At 60.8% G+C, this 20,086-nt stretch carries 10 protein-coding genes; 8 read left to right on the plus strand and 2 right to left on the minus strand.

Annotation, left to right across the window (positions count from 1 at the left end):
• The first annotated feature begins 6 nt into the window (after positions 1–6).
• Positions 7–1,353 carry a sensor histidine kinase gene (locus GTP41_RS05160; protein ID WP_161024499.1) on the plus strand — a complete coding sequence of 449 codons (1,347 nt, stop codon included), beginning with the start codon at positions 7–9 and terminating at the stop codon, positions 1,351–1,353.
• On the opposite strand, the gene GTP41_RS05165 is transcribed toward GTP41_RS05160, so the two are convergent.
• Entirely contained in the window at positions 1,325–2,962 is a 1,638-nt protein-coding gene (locus GTP41_RS05165; protein WP_161024500.1) for an NAD(P)/FAD-dependent oxidoreductase, read from the minus strand. The genes GTP41_RS05160 and GTP41_RS05165 overlap by 29 nt on opposite strands.
• A 678-nt stretch (positions 2,963–3,640) precedes the next feature.
• Between GTP41_RS05165 and GTP41_RS05170 the strand changes: the two genes are divergently transcribed.
• From GTP41_RS05170 to GTP41_RS05180, 3 genes are all read left to right on the plus strand, one after another.
• Positions 3,641–6,739 carry a TonB-dependent receptor gene (locus GTP41_RS05170; protein WP_161024501.1) on the plus strand — a complete coding sequence of 1,033 codons (3,099 nt, stop codon included), beginning with the start codon at positions 3,641–3,643 and terminating at the stop codon, positions 6,737–6,739.
• A gap of 61 nt (positions 6,740–6,800) precedes the next feature.
• Entirely contained in the window at positions 6,801–7,580 is a 780-nt protein-coding gene (locus GTP41_RS05175; RefSeq protein WP_161024502.1) for a tetratricopeptide repeat protein, read from the plus strand.
• A 194-nt stretch (positions 7,581–7,774) separates the two neighbouring features.
• Positions 7,775–10,564, plus strand: coding sequence for a TonB-dependent receptor (locus tag GTP41_RS05180; protein ID WP_229502739.1), 2,790 nt, complete (start codon positions 7,775–7,777; stop codon positions 10,562–10,564).
• Between the two features lie 150 nt (positions 10,565–10,714).
• On the opposite strand, the gene GTP41_RS05185 is transcribed toward GTP41_RS05180, so the two are convergent.
• Positions 10,715–11,440 (minus strand): 16S rRNA (uracil(1498)-N(3))-methyltransferase, encoded by a 726-nt coding sequence (locus GTP41_RS05185; RefSeq protein WP_161024504.1) that lies wholly within the window; start codon positions 11,438–11,440, stop codon positions 10,715–10,717.
• Between the two features lie 124 nt (positions 11,441–11,564).
• On the opposite strand from GTP41_RS05185, the gene tkt reads away from it, so the two are divergent.
• The 4 genes from tkt (at position 11,565) to GTP41_RS05205 (ending at position 19,848) form a co-directional block, all read left to right on the plus strand.
• Positions 11,565–13,556, plus strand: coding sequence for a transketolase (gene tkt / locus GTP41_RS05190; RefSeq protein WP_161024505.1), 1,992 nt, complete (start codon positions 11,565–11,567; stop codon positions 13,554–13,556).
• A gap of 24 nt (positions 13,557–13,580) precedes the next feature.
• Positions 13,581–14,591: a type I glyceraldehyde-3-phosphate dehydrogenase gene (gene gap, locus GTP41_RS05195; RefSeq protein WP_028100703.1), complete on the plus strand. Its 1,011-nt coding sequence runs from the start codon at positions 13,581–13,583 to the stop codon at positions 14,589–14,591.
• Positions 14,592–15,087: 496 nt separating this feature from the next.
• The gene (locus GTP41_RS05200; protein WP_161024506.1) at positions 15,088–17,772 is read left to right on the plus strand and encodes a TonB-dependent receptor domain-containing protein; all 2,685 of its coding nucleotides are present in this window, start codon (positions 15,088–15,090) and stop codon (positions 17,770–17,772) included.
• A gap of 75 nt (positions 17,773–17,847) precedes the next feature.
• Positions 17,848–19,848, plus strand: a complete 2,001-nt coding sequence (locus tag GTP41_RS05205; RefSeq protein ID WP_161024507.1) for an alpha/beta hydrolase family protein — start codon at positions 17,848–17,850, stop codon at positions 19,846–19,848.
• The last annotated feature ends 238 nt before the right edge of the window (positions 19,849–20,086 follow it).

The raw sequence follows: 20,086 nt of genomic DNA on the forward strand, positions 1-20,086 counted from the left end.
CCCGCCATGCAATTATTCGATGCCGATGACGCGCGCCTGCTGGCCGAGGCGGCGTTGCGCTCGATTACCGATTCCACGGCGCGGGCGCGCGGCGACGAGTTCTTCCGCGTGCTGGTGCGCGACCTGGCGCTGGCGCTGGAGGTGACCTATGTGATCGCCGGCCGCGTGATCCGCATGGCGGACGGCCACGAGGGCATCCGCACCCTGTCGGTGTGGGGCGGCGACGGCTTCCTGCCGAATCTGGATTACAGCCTGGAGCACACGCCCTGCCAGGATGTGACCTGCCAGACCATGTGTTTCCACGCCAGCGGCATCCAGCAGGACTACCCGCTCGACACCCTGCTGGTGGACATGGGCGCGGAAAGCTATATCGGCATGCCCATGGTCGATACCGAGGGCAAGACCATGGGCATCCTGTCGGCCATCGACACCAAGCCGATTGACGAGAACAAACGCTTGCTGGCGCTGTCGCTGCTGTCGATCTTCACCGCGCGTGCGTCGGCCGAGCTGCAGCACCAGGACCGCGAGCACTTGCTGGAAGAGAAGGTCGAGCGCCGCACCGAAGCCCTGCGCGCGGCGCAGGCCAGCCTGGTCGAGCAGGAAAAGCTGGCGGCGCTGGGCGCGCTGGTGGCGGGCGTGGCGCACGAGGTGAACACCCCGGTCGGCGTGGCGCTCACGGCGGCGTCGGCCATGAGCAGCTACACGGCGCAACTGGTGGCGGCGCTGGAAGCGCCCAAGGTCAGCCGGTCCGACCTGGTCAACCTGTCGGCGCGCCTGAACGATGCGGCGGCGCTGATCGAGCAGAACCTGCACCGCGCGGCGGCCCTGATCGGCAACTTCAAGCAGCTGGCGGTGGACCAGGGCACCGAGCATGTCAGCACGCTGGCGCTGGCCGACTATGTGCAGGGCGTGGTGTCGGCGCATAGCCCGGAGCTGCGCAAGGCGCGCATCAAGGTGCAAGTGGCGATCGACCCGCTATTGCGGCCGCGCCTGCCGCCGGGGAAATTCTCGCAGGTGCTGTCGAACCTGCTGATGAATGCGGCGCGCCATGCCTATCCGGCGGGGCAGGGGGGGCTGGTGATTGTCAGCGGGGCGCAAGCCGATGGCTGGCTGGTGATGGATTTCACCGACCACGGCGTGGGCCTGGCGCCGGGCGTGCGCGAAAGAATTTTCGAGCCCTTCTTCACCACCAAGCGCGGGCAGGGCGGTTCCGGGCTGGGCATGCACATCGTCTACACGATCATGCAGCAGCTGGGCGGCACGGTGGAGGTGCACAGCAAGCCCGGCGAGGGCTGCCGCTTCCACCTGCACCTGCCGATGGAAGTCAGGATGACTTGTCCACCGCCTGCATAGACAGGGCGACGGCTTCCGCCACCTTGATGCCATCGACGCCGGCCGACAGGATGCCGCCGGCATAACCGGCGCCTTCGCCGGCCGGGAACAGGCCGCGCGTGTTCAGGCTTTGCAGGTCGTCGTTGTTGCGCTTGATGCGGATCGGCGACGAGGTACGGGTTTCCAGGCCGGTCAGCACGGCATCGTGCTTGAAGTAACCCTTGACCTGCTTGTCGAAGGCCGGGAAGGCCTCGCGCAGCGCCACCACCGCGTATTCCGGCAGGATGGTGGCCAGGTCGGTCCAGGTAATGCCAGGCTTGAACGATGGCACCACGCCGCCGACGTCCTTGGATGGCACGCCGGCCACAAAATCGCCCATCAGCTGGCCGGGCGCGTTGTAGTTGGAGCCGCCCAGCACGTACGCCTTTTCCTCCAGGCGGCGCTGCAGCTCGATGCCGGCCAGCGGGTGGCCCGGGTAATCGACTTCCGGGCTGATGGAGACGACGATGGCGCTATTGGCATTGCGCTCGGCGCGCGAATACTGCGACATGCCGTTGGTCACCACGCGGCCCGGCTCGGATGCCGCCGCCACCACGGTGCCGCCCGGGCACATGCAGAAGCTGTAGACCGCACGGCCATTGCTGGCATGATGCACCAGCTTGTAATCGGCCGCACCCAGGATAGGGTGGCCGGCGTTCGGGCCGAAGCGGCACTGGTCGATCAGCGATTGCGGGTGCTCGACGCGGAAGCCGATCGAGAACGGTTTGGCTTCCACATACACGCCGCGCGCGTACAGGTTCTCAAAGGTGTCGCGCGCGCTGTGGCCGATGGCCAGCACGACGTGGGTCGCTTCCACGTATTCGCCGCTGGCCAGGTGCAGGCCGCGCATCTGGCGCACACCGTGTTCTTCCTGGATGTCGAAATCGGTCACGCGCTGCTCGAAGCGGATTTCGCCGCCCAAGGCCGTTATTTCCTCGCGCATGTTTTCCACCATCTTCACCAGGCGGAAGGTGCCGATGTGTGGCTTGCTGACGTAAATGATCTCTTCCGGCGCGCCGGATTTGACGAATTCAGTCAGCACCTTGCGGCCATAGTGCTTCGGGTCGCTGATCTGGCTGTACAGTTTGCCGTCCGAGAAAGTGCCGGCGCCGCCTTCGCCGAACTGCACGTTCGATTCCGGATTCAGTTCGCGCTTGCGCCAGAAGCCGAAGGTGTCCTTGGTGCGCTCGCGCACGGTTTTGCCGCGTTCGAGGATGATGGGTTTGAGGCCCATCTGCGCCAGGATCAGGCCGGCGAACAGGCCGCAGGGACCCATGCCGATGACCACCGGGCGCGGCTGCTTGCCGGCGGCGTTCACGCCCTGCGCCACGAACTTGTAGGCCATGTCGGGCGCCAGCATCAGGTGCTTGTCCGCGCCCAGGCGCGCCAGGATGCCGGCGTCGTCGGTGGTTTCCACGTCCAGCGAGTAGATGAGCGAGATATTGGTCTTTTTACGCGCGTCATAGCTGCGTTTGAAGACAGTAAAGCCCAGCATCTGGTCGGCGCGGATCTGCAGGCGCGCCAGGATGGCCTGCGGCAGTTCGGCTTCGGTGTGGTTGAGGGGGAGCTTTACTTCGTTCAGTCGCAACATGGTGTTCTTTCTCGGCAGGATGGGGCGCGCAACGGGCCCAAAGGCGACATTTTACCTGCTTTCGCCGGTTGTATAAACGCAACGGACGGGGCGACGGCGGCGCGCATGATTGATTTATTTCTATACTTTCCTCCCGGACAATGTAATAGTTGCTTCAGATCACTTCACCAACTTTGTGCATGAGTTAATAATTAAACATTCGCATAAGTTGGAAAATTAAATTCAGGATTTGCTTTCCTCAATGTAGTAAATTCAGTGTGTGATTTTTCGATATATTCCCCCTCCGTAATTCCTTATACCGCGCTCTCATTAAGTTTTTCGCAACTTGTCGGTAATTGTGTCTAACTTCTTCCATTTTTGTGCAATCCCAGTAAGTTAATGTGTTGTGTTTTGTTAATGTTGGTGGGTATTTCATTGACTAAAGAGTTTCGCGCGTGATTCCATACAGTGCGCAATCAATATAAAGATTGCTGCGCTCGCAATATTGCGAGGGAGCACCTTAGTAGAAGTCGGGCAATAAGAAAATCAATGCTGTCAAACAGCCGGTGGCGTGTCTCTCCATCGGTTGCTTGCTAGATAGAAACCTGCTTACTTTAGGAACTGAAAATGTTGAGAAAAACTGTAATTGCACGTGCCTTGACACTGGCATTTGCCACGGGCGTCATGGGGGCGGTCGTGATGGAACCAGCAATGGCGCAGTCCAGCGCCACTGGTAGCGTCTTCGGTACAGTCGAAGCGCCAGCCGGCAGCCTGATCAACCTGACCAATCTGGAAACCGGCCTGAAGCGCTCATCTGATGTGGCGACCAATGGCCGCTACCAAGTGACGGCGCTGCCACCTGGCCGCTATAAGGTTGAACTTATGCGCAACAACGCCGTTGCCAGCACTCTGGAAGTGGAAGTCTTTGCTGGCCAGGGTGCAAACGCCTCGTTCGGCACCATGGCTGCGGTTCAAGTGACTGGCCGCCGCAACCGCATTGACGTCTCAAACACCAACAACGGTGCCGTATTCAGCGCCAAGGAACTGGCGAAGCTGCCCGTGCAGGCGAACCTGACCTCCATCGTGCTGCTAGCACCGAACACCACCAAGGCTGATACTGCATACGGCGGCGCCTCCTTCGGCGGTGGCGGTGCATCGGAAAACGCTTTCTATCTTAACGGCTTCTCCATTACCAATCCGCTGACCCAGTTGGGTTCGATGGAATTGCCATTCGGTGCGATCCAGCAGGCATCCGTGATTACCGGCGGCTTTGGCGCCGAGTTCGGCCGTTCGATCGGCGGCGTGATGAATGTGACGACCAAGTCCGGTACCAACAACTGGGAAGCTGGCGCCATGTACAGTGCCGAGCCTAACCGCGCGCGCGCCAGCCGCCGCAACATCCACTACGAAAAAACCGGGTACGTTGACAATGCCAACACCGACGGAAAACTGCATTACCGCCGCGACCTGGACGAAGTGCACGCATTCCAGTATGGCGCCTACATGGGCGGTCCGCTGATCAAGGACAAGCTTTTCATGTTCTTCGCCGCCGATCAGACCATTACCAAGCAGAACGGCCTGCCGACGCTGCTCTCCGAAGGCACAGCGTTCACCACCACCGAACGCGATGGCTGGCGCAGTCGCCGCAGCCTGGAAAGCCGTTGGGTCGGTAAGATCGATTTCAATATCACTGACAACCACCGGGTGGAGTTCACTTCGGCGGGCGATGACTGGCGCGAGCGCGTCCAGCGCTACGGCTTTACCTTGGCCGGTAGCGATAAGGCTGCCGCCCAGGCGGCATTGAACGGTGCGCCGAACAACACCTTGTACTCGTCCTTGGTGACCCGCAATCCGGGCCCGACCGGCATTAACCCAGGGCCACCAGGCGCTAAAGTCAATATGCTGAAGTACATCGGCAACCTGACGGACGACCTGACCTTGACTGCCTTGTTCGGCCGCCTGAAGTCCGAGCGCGGGGTGACTTATGAGCACGGCTTTGGCGGTGCCCAAGTGCCACCGAGCGTGACCGTGCCAGCCGTGGCAAACCGCGTGCCGGAACTGGATGCGCAAGGCCTGTACAAGAGCTTTAACCCGTTCACGGGCAACCTGAGCAAGCCCGGTTCCGATGAGGTGAAGTCCTTCCGCCTGGACCTGGAGTACAAATGGGGCGATCACACCATCCGTGGCGGCCTGGATTCGCATGATATCGACATCACCAGCGCCGGTCTGGCCACCAGTGGCGGTTCCGCCTGGTCCTATCGCAAGGTGGCAGCAGGCCGCGAGTGCTTGCCGACCAACCTGTCCAACGCCCGCCCGGCCATCGTGTGTAACTTCGGCGGCTTCGGTACCCGCGGCTACTATGCGCGCCAGCGAGTCTTCAGTTCCATCACGGACGCAAAAGCCGAACAGACTGCGCAATATATCGAAGATCGCTGGCAGTTCAACAAGAATCTGTTGCTCACCTTCGGCCTGCGTAACGAGCAGTACAGCAATACCACCGGTGACGGCGACAAGTTCATCGATGTGAAAGACCAGATCGCACCGCGTCTGTCTGCATCGTGGGACGTGAACGGCGACGCATCGCTGAAGGTGTTCGGTTCCATGGGCCGCTATCACCTGCAACTGCCAGGCCAGGTGGCTGCCCGTGCTGCTTCGCGTTCGACCCTGACCGACCAGGACTTCACCTACACTGGTATCGACCCGAACACTGGGGTACCGACCGGCTTGACGCCGATCAATGTCGCCCAGTCGCCTGACGGTGAAACCGGGTCGCGTAAGCCGCCGCAGTCGGTGGTCGTGAAAGACCTGAAGCCAAACTACCAGGACGAACTGACCCTGGGCTTTGAGAAGGCATGGAGCCCGGATCTGAACTTCGGTCTGAAGGGGACCTACCGGAAATTGGGCGCCGGTATCGACGATAGCTGCGACACCCGCATTCTTTACGACTTCGCCCTCAAGAACGGCATTCCTGTGGTCTCTAAGGACTACATGAACTGCTTCATCTTCAATCCGGGCAAGGATGTGACCATCTGGGTAGATGGCCACGATGCGGCTGGCAACCCGATTGTCAGCGGAAAAGGCAAGTATGCCAACTTCTCCGCTGCCGAGATCGGTTCGCCGAAAGCCAAGCGTGAATACACTGCCCTCGACATGTTCCTGGAGCACCCGCTGCGTAACGGCTGGTATGGCCGCATCAACTACACCCTGTCGCGCAGCAAGGGCAATATGGAAGGCCAGACCCGTTCCGACACCGGCCAGACCGACGTCGGCACGTCGGCCGGCTGGGACTACCCAGAGTTCGCGGCTAACTCGGAAGGCTTGCTGCCGAACGACCGTAAGCACCAGTTGAAGCTGTTCGGTTTCTACCAGCTGACGCCTGAGATCTCTGTAGGTGGTAACGCCCTGATCCAGTCCGGTCGCCCGAAAACTTGCCTTGGTACCAATGAGGCCGCGGAGAACGGCGAACTGTTCCCGCCGTTGTCCGAAGAGTACGGCGGTCCGGGCTATGGTGCCGAGTACTTCTGGTGCGGTGGCAAGCCGGCGCCACGTGGATCGCTGGGACGTCTGCCGACCGAACGTCGTCTGGACCTGAGCATGACTTACGCGCCAAACTACATGAAGGGCCTGGCGTTCAAGATGGACGTGTTCAACGTGTTCAACTCGCAGAAAGTGACGGCCCGTCGCGAGACCTATGATGATGGCTCCGGTCACGGCATCCTGGCCAACTACGGCGAAGCGCGCAGCCTGCAGGATGCACGCTCGGTCAAGTTCACTGTCGAGTACAACCACAAGTTCTGATCGGACTTGCGCAAATCAACCGCGGCTTCGGCCGCGGTTTTTCTTTATGGAGGTATAAAGCATGTTGAAAGTCAGATCTGGGGCCTTTTGCCTGGCGTTGCTGATCGCCGCGCCAGCCGTAGCTGACGAGTTGGCCGATGCCAGCAAGCTGCTGGCGGACAAGTCCTATCCACAAGCGCTGGTACTTTTTACCAAGCTGGCTAAGGCAGGCCACCCGACCGCACAACTCCATCTGGGTGAGATGTACTGGTATGGCGAGGCGGGTCGCATCGACCTGGAGCAGGCCCGGCATTGGTTTTCCCAGTCCGCCGCTGGCGGCAATAGAGAGGCGGCGGCTGCGCTGGATGTGATGGCGCAGCGCGAAGCGCGGCGCCAAGATATCGATTACTGGGTTAACACCTATGATGCCAAGGATATGGCAAGCGGCGCCTTCAATTGCGTGCCGCCGGCCATCCCGCAGCTTTCCAAGAGCAATGCCGATATCGTCCGCGTCGAGGCTGACTATGCCGCCTGGCAAGCCTGCTACAACGGCTTCGTGCAGAACCTGAGTGATGCCTTACCACCCGGCAAACGCATACCTCCAGACATAGCACGACTGATGAACCAGATTGAATACGACCAGTCCATGGCTCACCTCGGCAAGGTGTACGCCGCCTTGTCGGAACAGGCTGGCGCAGCGGCGAGGGCCACAGTGGCGCGCTACCAGGATTGGCGCAAGACGACCGAGCAGTTTGTCGCGGCGCGTAATGCAGAGAGTAAGGCGGAGACCGATCTGGCGGTCGAGCAGCTACGCCGTGCCAATGCTAGTATCGGGCGCAGCGTGCTGGGCGGTAAGCCTTAAGCGAAAGATGCAGGCGCGCGCCGTTTATTCTTCGTGGCGCGCGCGCCATAGCGGATAGGCAGATCCGCCATGGCTGCGCGACGACTCCGGCACAACCTCCAATCTGTCGTTGTTCCTTGCAGTATTGACATGCTCTGATGGCAAGGCCGCACATCGCGGCTCTAAAAAATCAGAGAGTCAAAGAGGAAATGACGATGAAAGAAACCATACTGTCGCGCTCCGTGCGGCTGATGTTCACGGTCGGCCTGGGCCTGGCCGCCCAGCAGGCCGTGGCGCAAGACAATATCCAGCGGGTTGAGATTACCGGCTCCGCCGTCAAGCGCGTGGCCATCGAGGGCGCGCTGCCGGTGCAAACCCTGTCCAAGGCGCAGATCGAGCAGACCGGCGCCAATACCGTGGCCGACCTGGTGGCCACGCTGCCGTCGATGCAGGGTTTTGTGACCTCGTCGACGTCGATCAACGGCGGCGGCGGCGGCGTGCAGACCGCGTCGGTGCACGCGATTGGATCGAGCTACACCCTGGTGCTGTTGAATGGCCGCCGCATGGCGCCTTACAGCTCGGGCTCTGCCGTCAACCTGGCATCAATCCCGCTGGCGGCGGTGGAGCGGGTGGAAATCCTGACCGATGGCGCCTCCGCCCTGTACGGCTCGGACGCGATTGCCGGCGTGGTCAACTTCATCCTGAAGAAAAACCAGACCGACGCCAACATCGAGCTGACCTATAACCGCCCGACCAAGGGCAGTGCCGGCGCCACCACCAATGTTGCCATCTCCAAGGGCTTCGGCGACCTCGACAACGACGGCTTCAATGTGCTGCTGGCGTATAGCCACGACACGCAGAAGGAACTGAATGCCAGCGAGCGCCGCTTTGCCGCGCCGGGCGGCGTGCACGATTTCGAGGAAGGCGGCAAGCGCTACTCGCTGTACCAGTTGTCCGGCAACTCGATTCCCGGCAACGTCACCGTGCGCACGGCCAACGGCAACCCCGCCTTCAACCCAAGCCTGATCACCACCGGCAAGTGCGGCGCCGCCAATACCTTCCAGGTCGGCAACCGCTGCCTGTACAACTATGGCGCCGTGGTCGAACTGCTGCCGGAGATGAAGCGCGACGGCCTGTTCGGCTCCACCAATATCAAGCTGGGCAACGACTGGACCTTCTTTGCCGAAGGCCTGTATTCCAAGTTCACCAGCACCGCGCGCTATGCGCCGCCGGCCCAGCCGCTGTCGCTGAACATCAATTCGCCGCTGTACAAGGCGCACGTGGTGCCGGCGCTGGGCAAGCTCGGCATCGATCCGGCCTCCGTCAATTCGGCCACCATGGCGCTGCGCCTGGTCGATGCCGGCGGCCGTACCGACGACTGGAAGACCGATGCCAAGCATCTGGCCTTCGGCGTGCGCGGCGCGCAGTGGGGCTGGGATATGGAAGCGGCCTTCACCCATTCGGAAACCACGGCAGCCGACCATGCGGTGGCGGGCTACACATCGAGCGACAAGCTGGACGCGCTGATGGCGGCCGGCACCTACAACCCGTTCATCGTGCCGACCGCGGAAACGCGCGCGGCGCTGGCCTCGGCCGTGCTGCACCAGCAGCTGGACGAAACCCGCTCGCGCATCAATGCCCTGAACCTGCGCGGCTCGCGCGAAGTGTTCCAGGCCCCGGGCGGCGCGGCCATGCTGGCGCTGGGCGGCGACTTCATGCGCCAGAAGTATGTCTACGATCCGAGCGCGATCGCCATGGGCGCCAACAGCCTGCAGCCGAACTATACCGACAGCCCGATCGGCGGCATCCAGGGTTCGTTCCCGACCGATGCCACGCGCAAGAGCTGGGGCGCCTTTGCCGAACTGGTGGTGCCGGTGGTGAAGGGCCTGGAGCTCACGGCCGACCTGCGTTACGACAGCTATGATGCGGTCAGAGACAAGATGAATTTCGATTCCGCCGGCAAGCTGGTGGCGCCGGCCATCAAGGGCAACGAGGCCAGCAAGAGCACCTACAAGCTGGCGGCGGCATGGCGTCCGTCTGACAGCCTGCTGCTGCGCGGCTCCTACGGCACCGGCTTCAAGGCCCCGATCCTGACCGATATCACCAATCCGCTGCAGGGCGGCGGCGTGGCGAATGCCCACCCGTGCCCGATCACGTCCGGCCCGCTGCTGGCGCTGTGCGATGGCACCAAGGAGTACAACCTGCTGAATGGCGGTAATCCCTTCACCGGCGCGGCGGGTTTGAAGCCGGAAACGTCGAAGCAGGCATCGTTGGGCTTGCGTGTGGAGCCGAGCAAGAGCCTGTCGCTGGGCATGGATGTGTGGGACGTGAAGATCAAGGACCAGATCTCCAAGCTGCCGGAAAACGAGGTGTTCGGTAATCCAGCCAAGTATATGGGGCTGTTCGTTTCCTATTACGATCCGATCCAGAAGGAGAATGTGCTGGCGGCGTCGCTGACGCCGTTCAACCTGGCGCAGTCGCATTACCGGGGGATCGATTGGGACCACACCTACCGCATGGGTAAGTGGAACTTCAACTGGACCGGTACTTATATGCTGAAGGCGGATTTCCAAACGCTGCCGACCGATCCGGTGGAGCACAGCGTGGGGCGCTTCGATTCGTATAACGCGGTGACGTTCCGCTGGATCAGCAAGCTGCAGGTGGGCTGGAAGCAGTCGGACCGCCTGTCGCATTCGCTGACCGGGGTCTACAAGTCGGGCTACCAGGATATGTCGATCGCCGCCAGCAGCCAGGCGATTCGCGATGAGGCGGGTAACTTTGTGTCGCTGAGCCGGAAGGTAGAGGATTCCCTGGTGTGGGATTGGCAGACGCGGTTCAAGTTCAATGCCAACCTGACGTTGACCGGTGGCGTGAAAAACCTGTTTGACCGTGAACCGCCGTTCTCGCAGCGCATTGCCGGCGGCGGCAATCAGCTGGGGTATGACGGACGGTATGCGGATCCGTTGGGTAGGCAGCTTTATCTGGTGGCGGGGTATAAGTTCTAAACCCGGCAGGGTCAGGCCCCCAACGGTTTTGGGGTCTGCTGCTAGGGTTTAAGGCGTTTGACGTTCGCAAAAAGTCAAAGGCCTTACCCCAACCGCTTACAGCCGAACAGACAGGGTCTGACCCTTGGGTCAGACCCTGGTTGGCCGGGTTTAAATCCCGCCCCAAGCCGCCGACAAGATCGATACCGCCGCCAATGCCGCCGTCTCCGTACGCAACACCCTCGGCCCGATGGAGAGGGGCAGGGCGCCGCGTTTCAGGGCTTCCGCCTCCTCTTCGTCGGAGAAGCCGCCTTCCGGCCCGACCATGATGGTCAGTGCCTGCGCCGGCTGGTGGCGCGCCCAATCCGCCAGCGATTCAGTGGCGCGCGGCGTCAGGATCACGCGCTTGTGCAGATCCTGCTGGCCGATCCAGTCGCGGAATTCCAGCGGCGGCGCCACAGCGGCCAGGCGGTTGCGTCCGCATTGCTCGGCGGCTGAGATCACCACGCCATTCCAATGCTCCAGCTTCTTTTCCGCCCGTTCCGCCGACAATCGCACCACGCAGCGCCGCGCCGCCAGCGGCTGGATCGCCGCCACGCCCAGTTCCACCGCCTTTTCGATAATCCAATCCATCTTGGTGCCCTCCGGCAGGGCTTGTGCCAGGGTCACGGCAAACGGCAATTCCACCTCACGCTGGGTGAACAGTTTGACCTCCGCCCAAGCCTTTTTCTTTTGCACATCTGTCAACACTGCCGTATACTCACCGCCATCGCCGTTGAACAGGGTCAGTGTGTCGCCCGGCTCCATGCGCACCACATTGATGTGGTGGGCCACCTCGGGCGGCAACTCCAGTTGCTGACCGGCGGCAAGGGGTTGGGGCACGTGAAAACGGGGCATAAAGCTCTCAGGAAAGGTTGGAATGCACCAATTTTAAGCGTAGGTGTCACGCTCTGGTAAAATATCGGGTTCCAAACGCGGCCTTCGCCGCAGTGCACCAAATTCCAACCTTCCTCGATACACGATGAAAACTTCGCTCCCCTTCACCAAAATGGCCAACGCGATCCGCGCGCTGGCAATGGACGCTGTACAGAAGGCCAATTCCGGCCACCCAGGCATGCCAATGGGCATGGCTGAGATCGCTGTAGCACTGTGGAGCGGTCATCACCGCCACAACCCGACCAACCCAGCCTGGGTCAACCGCGACCGCTTCCTGCTGTCCAACGGCCACGGCTCCATGCTGCACTACGCGCTGCTGCACCTGTCGGGTTACGACGTGTCGATGGACGACCTGAAGGCCTTCCGCCAACTGCATTCCAAGACCCCGGGCCACCCGGAAGTGGGCTACACCCCAGGCGTGGAAACCACCACCGGCCCGCTGGGCCAGGGTATCGCCAACGCGGTCGGCATGGCGCTGGCTGAATGGCTGCTGGCTTCCGAATTCAACAAGCCTGGCTTCGACGTGGTCGACCACTACACCTACGCCTTCCTGGGCGACGGCTGCCTGATGGAAGGCATCTCGCACGAAGTGTGCTCGCTGGCCGGCACCCTGGGCCTGAAAAAACTGATTGCCCTGTACGACGACAACGGCATCTCCATTGACGGTAAAGTCGAAGGCTGGTTCACCGACGACACCCCGAAGCGTTTCGAGTCCTACGGCTGGAACGTGATCAAGAATGTGGACGGCCACGATGTTGCCGCCGTTGCCGCAGCCATTGAGGCCGCCAAGAAATCCGACAAGCCAACCCTGGTTTGCTGCAAGACCATCATCGGCAAGGGCTCGCCAAACCTGCAGGGCGGCGACAAAGTGCACGGTGCACCGCTGGGCGACAAAGAGATCGCCGCCGTGCGCGAGTACATCTCCTGGGGCGCCGAGCCGTTCGACGTGCCGGCCGACGTGGCGCAGGCTTGGGACTTCAAGGCGCAAGGCGCGCAATTCGAAGCCAGCTGGAACGAGATGTTCGCCAAGTACTCGGCACAGTACCCGGCGGAAGCGGCTGAACTGACCCGCCGCATGAAAGGCGAACTGCCAGGCAACTTCCAGGCAACCCTGGACGCCGCCATCGCCGCCTGCGTCGAGAAGAAAGAAACCATCGCCACCCGCAAGGCATCGCAGAACGCGATCCAGGCGCTGGCGCCAGTGCTGCCGGAATTCCTGGGCGGCTCGGCCGACCTGACCGGCTCCAACCTGACCAACTGGAAAGAGTGCGTCGCCGTGCGTTCCGGCGTGCCAGGCAACCACATCAACTACGGCGTGCGTGAGTTCGGCATGGCCGCGATCATGAACGGCGTCGCCCTGCACGGCGGCTACATTCCGTTCGGCGCCACCTTCCTGACCTTCGCCGACTACAGCCGCAACGCCCTGCGTATGGCTGCATTGATGAAGCAGCGTTCCCTGTTCGTGTTCACCCACGACTCGATCGGCCTGGGCGAAGACGGCCCGACCCACCAGTCGGTGGAACACGTGTCCTCGCTGCGCCTGATCCCTAACCTGGACAACTGGCGTCCTGCCGACACCGTGGAATCCATGGTCGCCTGGGGCGAATCGGTGAAACGCGCCGACGGCCCGTCGACCCTGATCTTCTCGCGCCAGAACCTGCCGTTCATCGAGCGTTCGGCCGAGGTGCTGGCCAACGTCGCCAAGGGCGGCTATGTGCTGTCCGACGAAGCCGGCGCCAAGGCCATCCTGATCGCCACCGGTTCCGAAGTGGAACTGGCCATGAAAGCCGCCGCCGAACTGAAGGCCGCCGGCACCCCGGTGCGCGTGGTGTCCATGCCATCGACCGACGTGTTCGACCGCCAGGACGCTGCCTACAAGGCATCCGTGCTGACCAAGGGCCTGCCACGCGTGGCGATTGAAGCAGGCGTCACCGCCTTCTGGTACAAGTATGTGGGCCTGGAAGGCGCAGTTGTAGGTATCGACACCTTCGGCGAATCCGCACCGGCTGGCGTGCTGTTCAAGCATTTCGGCTTCACCGTGGAAAACGTCGTAGCCAAAGTCAAGGCAGTCATCTAATTTCTATCATCAGGAGTAACGAGTATGACGATCAAAGTAGCAATTAACGGTTATGGCCGTATCGGCCGCAATGTCCTGCGTGCTTTCTACGAAGGCGGCAAAAAGCAAGACATCCAGATCGTGGCCATCAACGACCTGGGCAATGCTGAGTCGAACGCCCACCTGACCCGCTACGACACCGCCCACGGCAAGTTCCCTGGCACCGTCACGGTGGAAGGCGACAACATGATCGTGAACGGCGACTCGATCCGCGTGTTCGCACAACGCAATCCGGCAGAAATCCCTTGGGGCGAGCTGGGCGTGGACGTGGTGCTGGAGTGCACCGGCTTCTTCACCACCAAAGAAAAAGCGTCGGCCCACCTGAAAGGCGGCGCCAAGAAAGTGATCATCTCCGCTCCAGGCGGCAAAGACGTTGACGCGACCGTCGTGTACGGCGTGAACCACGGCGTGCTGAAGGCTTCGGACACCGTGATCTCGAACGCTTCCTGCACCACCAACTGCCTGGCCCCGCTGGTCAAGCCACTGAACGACGCCATCGGCCTGGAAACCGGCCTGATGACCACCGTGCACGCTTACACCAACGACCAGGTGCTGACCGACGTGATGCACGAAGACCTGCGCCGCGCCCGTTCCGCCACCCAGTCCATGATCCCGACCAAGACCGGCGCCGCCGCTGCGGTTGGCCTGGTGCTGCCAGAGCTGAACGGCAAGCTGGACGGCTACGCGATCCGCGTGCCGACCATCAACGTGTCGATCGTTGACCTGTCCTTCATCGCCAAGCGCGACACCACGGTGGAAGAAATCAACAAGATCATGAAGGAAGCCTCGGAAGGCGCACTGAAAGGCGTGCTGACTTACCAAACCGAGCCGCTGGTCTCCGTCGACTTCAACCACAACCCAGCCTCGTCGAACTTCGACGCCACCCTGACCAAAGTGTCGGGCAAGCTGGTCAAGGTGTCGTCCTGGTACGACAACGAGTGGGGCTTCAGCAACCGCATGCTGGACACTACCGTGGCCCTGATGAACGCCAAGTAATTCCCGGCATTGCCGACCAAAAGCGCCCTGCGGGGCGCTTTTTTATTTGTGGCGACATTTAAATAAGGATATATGCTTTTCAAATGTCGCAAATTGTAACAAATATTAATTAATTAATGCTTGTATTGGTATTGCCCGAATAAGGTTGCCTGCCACCCGTAGCTGGGCAGTTATCCGCTGGCGCCCCGCCGCGAAAGCCATGCCGGGGAGAATCTTTCATTTATTGAACTACTGTTGTAATTTGTCAACGCACCCTTGCAAGATTGTTCATATGCCAAATATTCTCTTTTGAAAAAGGTAACGATATGTAAAACTCGCAAGCTGCTGCTCAACGAAACTAATTGACACGGGGCAGCCTGATAATCGTTCTAGGGAGAATGTGTTGAAAAAGAAATACGTATTGAAACCTTGCGTTGTCGCTGTTGCTATGACCCTGGCGGGCCCTGTTGCGCTGGCACAAACCGAGGCAAACCAGCCTGCCGTTCAGAAAGTTGTAGTGACCGGCTCTAACATTAAGCGCGGCATCGACGAGCAAACCTCGTCGCCAATCCAGGTTCTGGGCCGCGAAGAAATCAAGGCGATGGGTGCGTCCACCGTCAAGGATATCGTGGATACCCTGACCTCGAACACCGGGGCCCTGTCCGACCTGAACAGCAGCAATTCGTTCTCGTCCGGCGCTACCGGCCTGTCCCTGCGTAATCTGGGCAAGGGCTCGACCCTGACCCTGCTGAACGGCCGCCGCGTATCGAACTTCGGTACCGCCGATGGTGGCCAGCAAACCTTCGTCAACATCGACTCGATTCCATCCGATGTGATCGAACGTGTTGAGGTGCTGCTGGACGGTGCATCGGCAATTTACGGCTCCGACGCCGTGGCCGGTGTGGTCAACATCATCACCCGTAAAGAATTCAATGGCTTGACCCTGCGCGCCGGTGCGCGTCAGTCCCTGGTCAAGAGCGACCTGAACCGTGACCAGACCGCCTCCGTTACTTGGGGCTTGGGCGACTTCAATGCGCAAGGCTGGAATGTGTTCAACCACCTGGAACTGTTCCACCGTTCGCCATACTCGAACCGCGCCATCCAGAACGTGCTGCCACAGTGGTACATCGACCACGTCAGCCCGACCTTCGGCGTGAAATCGACTTACTCCACTCCAGGTAACTACTTCGGTCGCTACCCGGCGGTGTACCCTGCCAACCCAGCGCTGGCTGGTAAAACCATCGGTGTGGCTGCGCCAGGTTGCGCCCCTACACTGCTGGAAGACGGCCTGTGCAAATTCGACCAGTGGGATCGCGTGGGCGGCTACGCTGAAGCGGACCGTGCCAACTTCATGTCCTCCGGCCGCCTGAAGATCAACGAGAACCTGACCGCGTTCGCAGAAATTACCCTGTCGGACACCAAGACCTCGTTCTACAACGCGCCGTCGATCATGCAGTACACCGGCACCCCGACCCGCTGGTTCAACGCCCAGACCCGCAAGCTGGAGTTCTTCACCGAACCGATGCTGCCAGTCGGCCACCCATACAACCCGTACAGCTTCCCGATCCAGCTGCGTTACCGCTACGCAGACAATGTGGATATGTACAAGCAGGAAGCACACGCTCGCCAGCACCGCGTGATGGTCGGCCTGGAAGGTACCCATTTCGGTTGGGACTGGAACAGCGCGATCGGCACTATGGCTAACTCGTCCGACGCGGGCGGCCGTGGTCCTAAGCATGCCAAGAACTACCTGGCTGCCGTCCTGACCGGCGAGTACAAGTTTGGCCAAAAGAACAGCGACGAACTGCTGAACCGCATGTTCCCGCACTATAGCTTCGATGGTAAAGCCAAGCAGCACTTCGCCGACATCCGTGCTTCGCGCGAGCTGATGCAACTGTCCGGCGGCCCGCTGTCGCTGGCAGTCGGCGCAGAGTACCGTCGCGACAGCTTCGAGTCGTGGGTCAGCGACAACGTGGCGAACGCCGAACTGGTGGGCTACGGTTCGATCAACGTGAACGGCGGCCGTAATATGTATGCCGCTTATGCTGAACTGGCAGCTCCAGTCACCAAGGACCTGGAGCTGAACGGTGCGGTACGTGTCGACAAAGTCGGCAAGACCGATGCCAACGTGGTACCTAAGCTGAGCGCGCGTTACCAGCTGCACCCAAGCCTGATGGTACGTGCTACCGTTTCGCAGGGCTTCCGTGCACCAAATGCTGCGGAAACCGGCGATGTGGCCCTGTCCGCATTCCAGAACGGCCTGCAAGATCCGAAGCGTTGCGCCATCGCCACCCAGCTGTATAACGAACTGCTGAAGGGTACTGCAATTGACCGCGCCGATGCAGTGCGTGCCCGTGACGCAGGTTGCTCGGCCAGCGCCGCAGTGGATATCGCTGGTAACCCGTCCCTGGATCCGGAGAAATCGCGTAGCGTGAACGGCGGCGTGGTATGGCAACCGACCAAGGACCTGTCCATGAGCCTGGACTACTACCGCATCGAGCGCCGTAACGAGATCGGTACCCGCGACATCGATGAAATCCTGTCGCAGGAAGACAAAGTTCCTGGCTCGGTGGATCGTCTGGGCGTGACCGATGACGACCGCAACCTGTCGCAGCGCGTGTTCGAACTGTCGGGCAAGCGTATCGATCACACCGCCGGTCCGATCGCCGCGATTTCGATGGCGTACCAGAACCTGAACCGCACCCGCGTTGAAGGCCTGGATCTGGAGATCAACCACCAGATCAACATGGGTTCCAGCGGCAAGATCCGTAATACCCTGCGCGCCAATTACCAGCTGGACTACCGCGGCTGGGATTCGGTGGACAATAACTACACCGAAAACCTGGCTGGCCTGTACGGCAATCCGAAATACGCTGTGCGTGCTACGTCGCAGTGGAACCAAGGTCCGTATCGTGCTGGTGTAGCGTTCACTTACAGCCCAGAGACCAAACTGATCTCCGACAAGTACGACACCAGCTACACGGCACAGGGTTGCAAGGATCGTTCGATTCCGACCGACTATTGCAAAATCAAGCAGGACATCGTGGTTGACGCGAACATCGGTTACGACCTGTTCAAGAACACCTCGCTCAGCCTGAACGTGGACAACGTGTTCAACCGCGCATCGACCGTCAATGTACGCACCACGGTTCTGCCACTGCGTGGCCGCACCGCGCGTATCGCAATCGAACACAAGTTCTGATCCTGACGAACCTGTGGTAACGAATCCCCGCTTTCGAGCGGGGATTTTTTCTTGATGGAAGGGATTCATAGAAAAATGTTGAGAAAATCTTTCCTGCCAAGCTTGACTGCCATCGCCATGCTGATGGGCCCGAATGCTGGCGCCGCCGAGACACCTGTCGTCGTGATCAAGGCCCCAGCAGCCGACATTCCGGTATCGGCTTTCTTTGAGCACGCCGCCTTTAGCGATGCCGGCCTATCGCCCGATGGCCGCACCGTCGCCATGCGCTACGCGCCAAACGGTAGCCGCGTGCGCCTGGCCGTGATGGATGTGAAGACCCATAAGATCGACGTGATTGTGGCGCCGAGCGATGCCGACATCGTCAGCTTTAACTGGGTCAACGAGAACCGACTGACGTTTAGCTTGGGCGACCGCACGATCGGCGCTGGCCAGCAACGCCTTGGCGCCGGCCTGTACGCCGTTAACCGCGACGGCAGTGAACTGCGCGAGCTGGTTAGTCGCAAATGGCTGACCAACGAAAAGAATAAGAACCTGTTGCCGCCGAATACTAGCTTCTTCGCGGTGGCGGGCAAGCGCGACACCGACGATGTGTTCGTGCTGCAGGCGTCCTATCGCAACGATGACCTGGAAGCCATCAACCTGCTGCGCTTGAATACGCGCACCGGTCGCTCTGTCGCTGTGACGCGTCCACCGCGCGTTCTGCAGTGGTATCTGGACCAGAATGGCGAGCCGCGCATGGCCGCCAGCCAGGATGGCGCGGAAACTGTGATGAACTATCTAGACCCGGAAACCGGGAAATGGCGTCCACTGACCCGCTTCGACAGCTGGAGCGGTAAGGGTAGTTTCGAGCCGCAGGCATTCGGCCCCGACGGCACACTGTACGTCAGTACCGAAAATGGCCAGGATAAGCGCGCGCTGTACACGTATAACGTGAAGACCGGCAAGCTGTCGGCGGAACCGTTGGTGGTGTTGCCTGAGCATGACTTCGAGGGCGCGCTGATCATGAACGATGACAAGGTGCTGGGCGTGATGGTGCAGGGCGAGACGGCGTCCAGCCACTGGTTCGATCCGCAGATGCAGGCAGCGCAGGCCGATATCGATGCGCGTTTGCCGGATGCGGTCAACCTGGTGCGCCCGGCGCGTCGTTCGAAAGAGGGCATCATCCTGGTGCAGTCCTATTCGGACACATCGCTCGGTGCGCTCTATCTATACAACTTGCAAAGCAAGGAACTGGTCCTGTTCGGCAAGTCCGCGCCGCGCCTGGACCCGACGCGCATGTCGTATAAGCACCCGGTGAAATACACCGCGCGCGACGGATTGCCGATTCCGGCCTACCTGACCCTGCCGAAAGGCGTGGCGCCGAAGAACCTGCCGCTGGTGGTGCTGGTGCACGGCGGCCCGTCGGTGCGCGGCGGCTATTGGGGGTTCGACCCGCAAGTGCAGTTCCTGGCTTCGCGTGGCTATGCTGTGCTAGAACCGGACTTCCGCGGCAGCACGGGTTTTGGCCGCAAGCATGAGTCCGCAGGCTGGCGCCAATGGGGCCTGGCCATGCAGAACGATGTAGCGGACGGTGCCAAGTGGGCGGCCGCCAAAGGCTTTGCCGATCCGAAGCGCATCTGTGTTGCCGGCGCCAGTTATGGCGGCTATGCGGCCTTGATGGGGCTGGTCAATGATCCGGATATTTTCAAATGCGGCGTGAGCTGGGTCGGCGTGACCGACATCAACCTGCTGTATTCGGTGACCTGGGGGGACATGTCGGAAGAGGCGCGCAAGTACCAGCTGCCCCTGTGGATTGGCGACCGTGAGAAGGACGCGGCCCAGTTGAAGGCAACTTCCCCGATCGAGCAGGCGGCGCGCATCAAGCGTCCGCTGATCGTGGCCTACGGTGGCGCCGACGACCGCGTGCCGATTGTGCACGGTACTAAGTTTTATTCTGCTGTGAAGAGTCATAACCCGGATGTCGAATGGATCGAATACGTCGACGAAGGCCATGGCTGGCGTAGCGTGAAGACCAATGTGGATTTCTGGGGCAGGGTGGAAACCTTCCTGAATAAGCACATCGGCAAGCCTGAGTAAGCTCTCCCAGCTGGTGAATGGCAAGAGGCCGCTCAGTTGGAGTAGAGCGGCTTCTTTTATATTTTTAGTTGCCAGACGCCGGATGGCGTCTCACGAAGGGGGGAAGGCTGCGCCGCAATTGGTGATTATGAGGGCGTGTGATGGGGCGGCCATTGTGACTCTTAAAGGAAATTTTGGTTCGTGAAAACTCCCCCATCTTTCTGACGTTAATATGGCGACTCTCAAATGTCGCTGCATT

It is taken from the genome of Pseudoduganella guangdongensis (genome assembly GCF_009857475.1).
GTDB lineage: Bacteria > Pseudomonadota > Gammaproteobacteria > Burkholderiales > Burkholderiaceae_D > Rugamonas > Rugamonas guangdongensis.

Bases quoted from the DNA above. Each gene is read 5' to 3' on its own strand.
- GTP41_RS05170 (WP_161024501.1), top strand. From the start codon at position 3,641: ATGGAACCAGCAATGGCGCAGTCCAGCGCCACTGGTAGCGTCTTCGGT.
- GTP41_RS05160 (WP_161024499.1), top strand. From the start codon at position 7: ATGCAATTATTCGATGCCGATGACGCGCGCCTGCTGGCCGAGGCGGCG.
- GTP41_RS05175 (WP_161024502.1), top strand. From the start codon at position 6,801: ATGTTGAAAGTCAGATCTGGGGCCTTTTGCCTGGCGTTGCTGATCGCC.
- gap (WP_028100703.1), top strand. From the start codon at position 13,581: ATGACGATCAAAGTAGCAATTAACGGTTATGGCCGTATCGGCCGCAAT.
- GTP41_RS05165 (WP_161024500.1), bottom strand. From the start codon at position 2,962: ATGTTGCGACTGAACGAAGTAAAGCTCCCCCTCAACCACACCGAAGCC.
- tkt (WP_161024505.1), top strand. From the start codon at position 11,565: ATGAAAACTTCGCTCCCCTTCACCAAAATGGCCAACGCGATCCGCGCG.
- GTP41_RS05185 (WP_161024504.1), bottom strand. From the start codon at position 11,440: ATGCCCCGTTTTCACGTGCCCCAACCCCTTGCCGCCGGTCAGCAACTG.
- GTP41_RS05180 (WP_229502739.1), top strand. From the start codon at position 7,775: ATGAAAGAAACCATACTGTCGCGCTCCGTGCGGCTGATGTTCACGGTC.
- GTP41_RS05205 (WP_161024507.1), top strand. From the start codon at position 17,848: ATGTTGAGAAAATCTTTCCTGCCAAGCTTGACTGCCATCGCCATGCTG.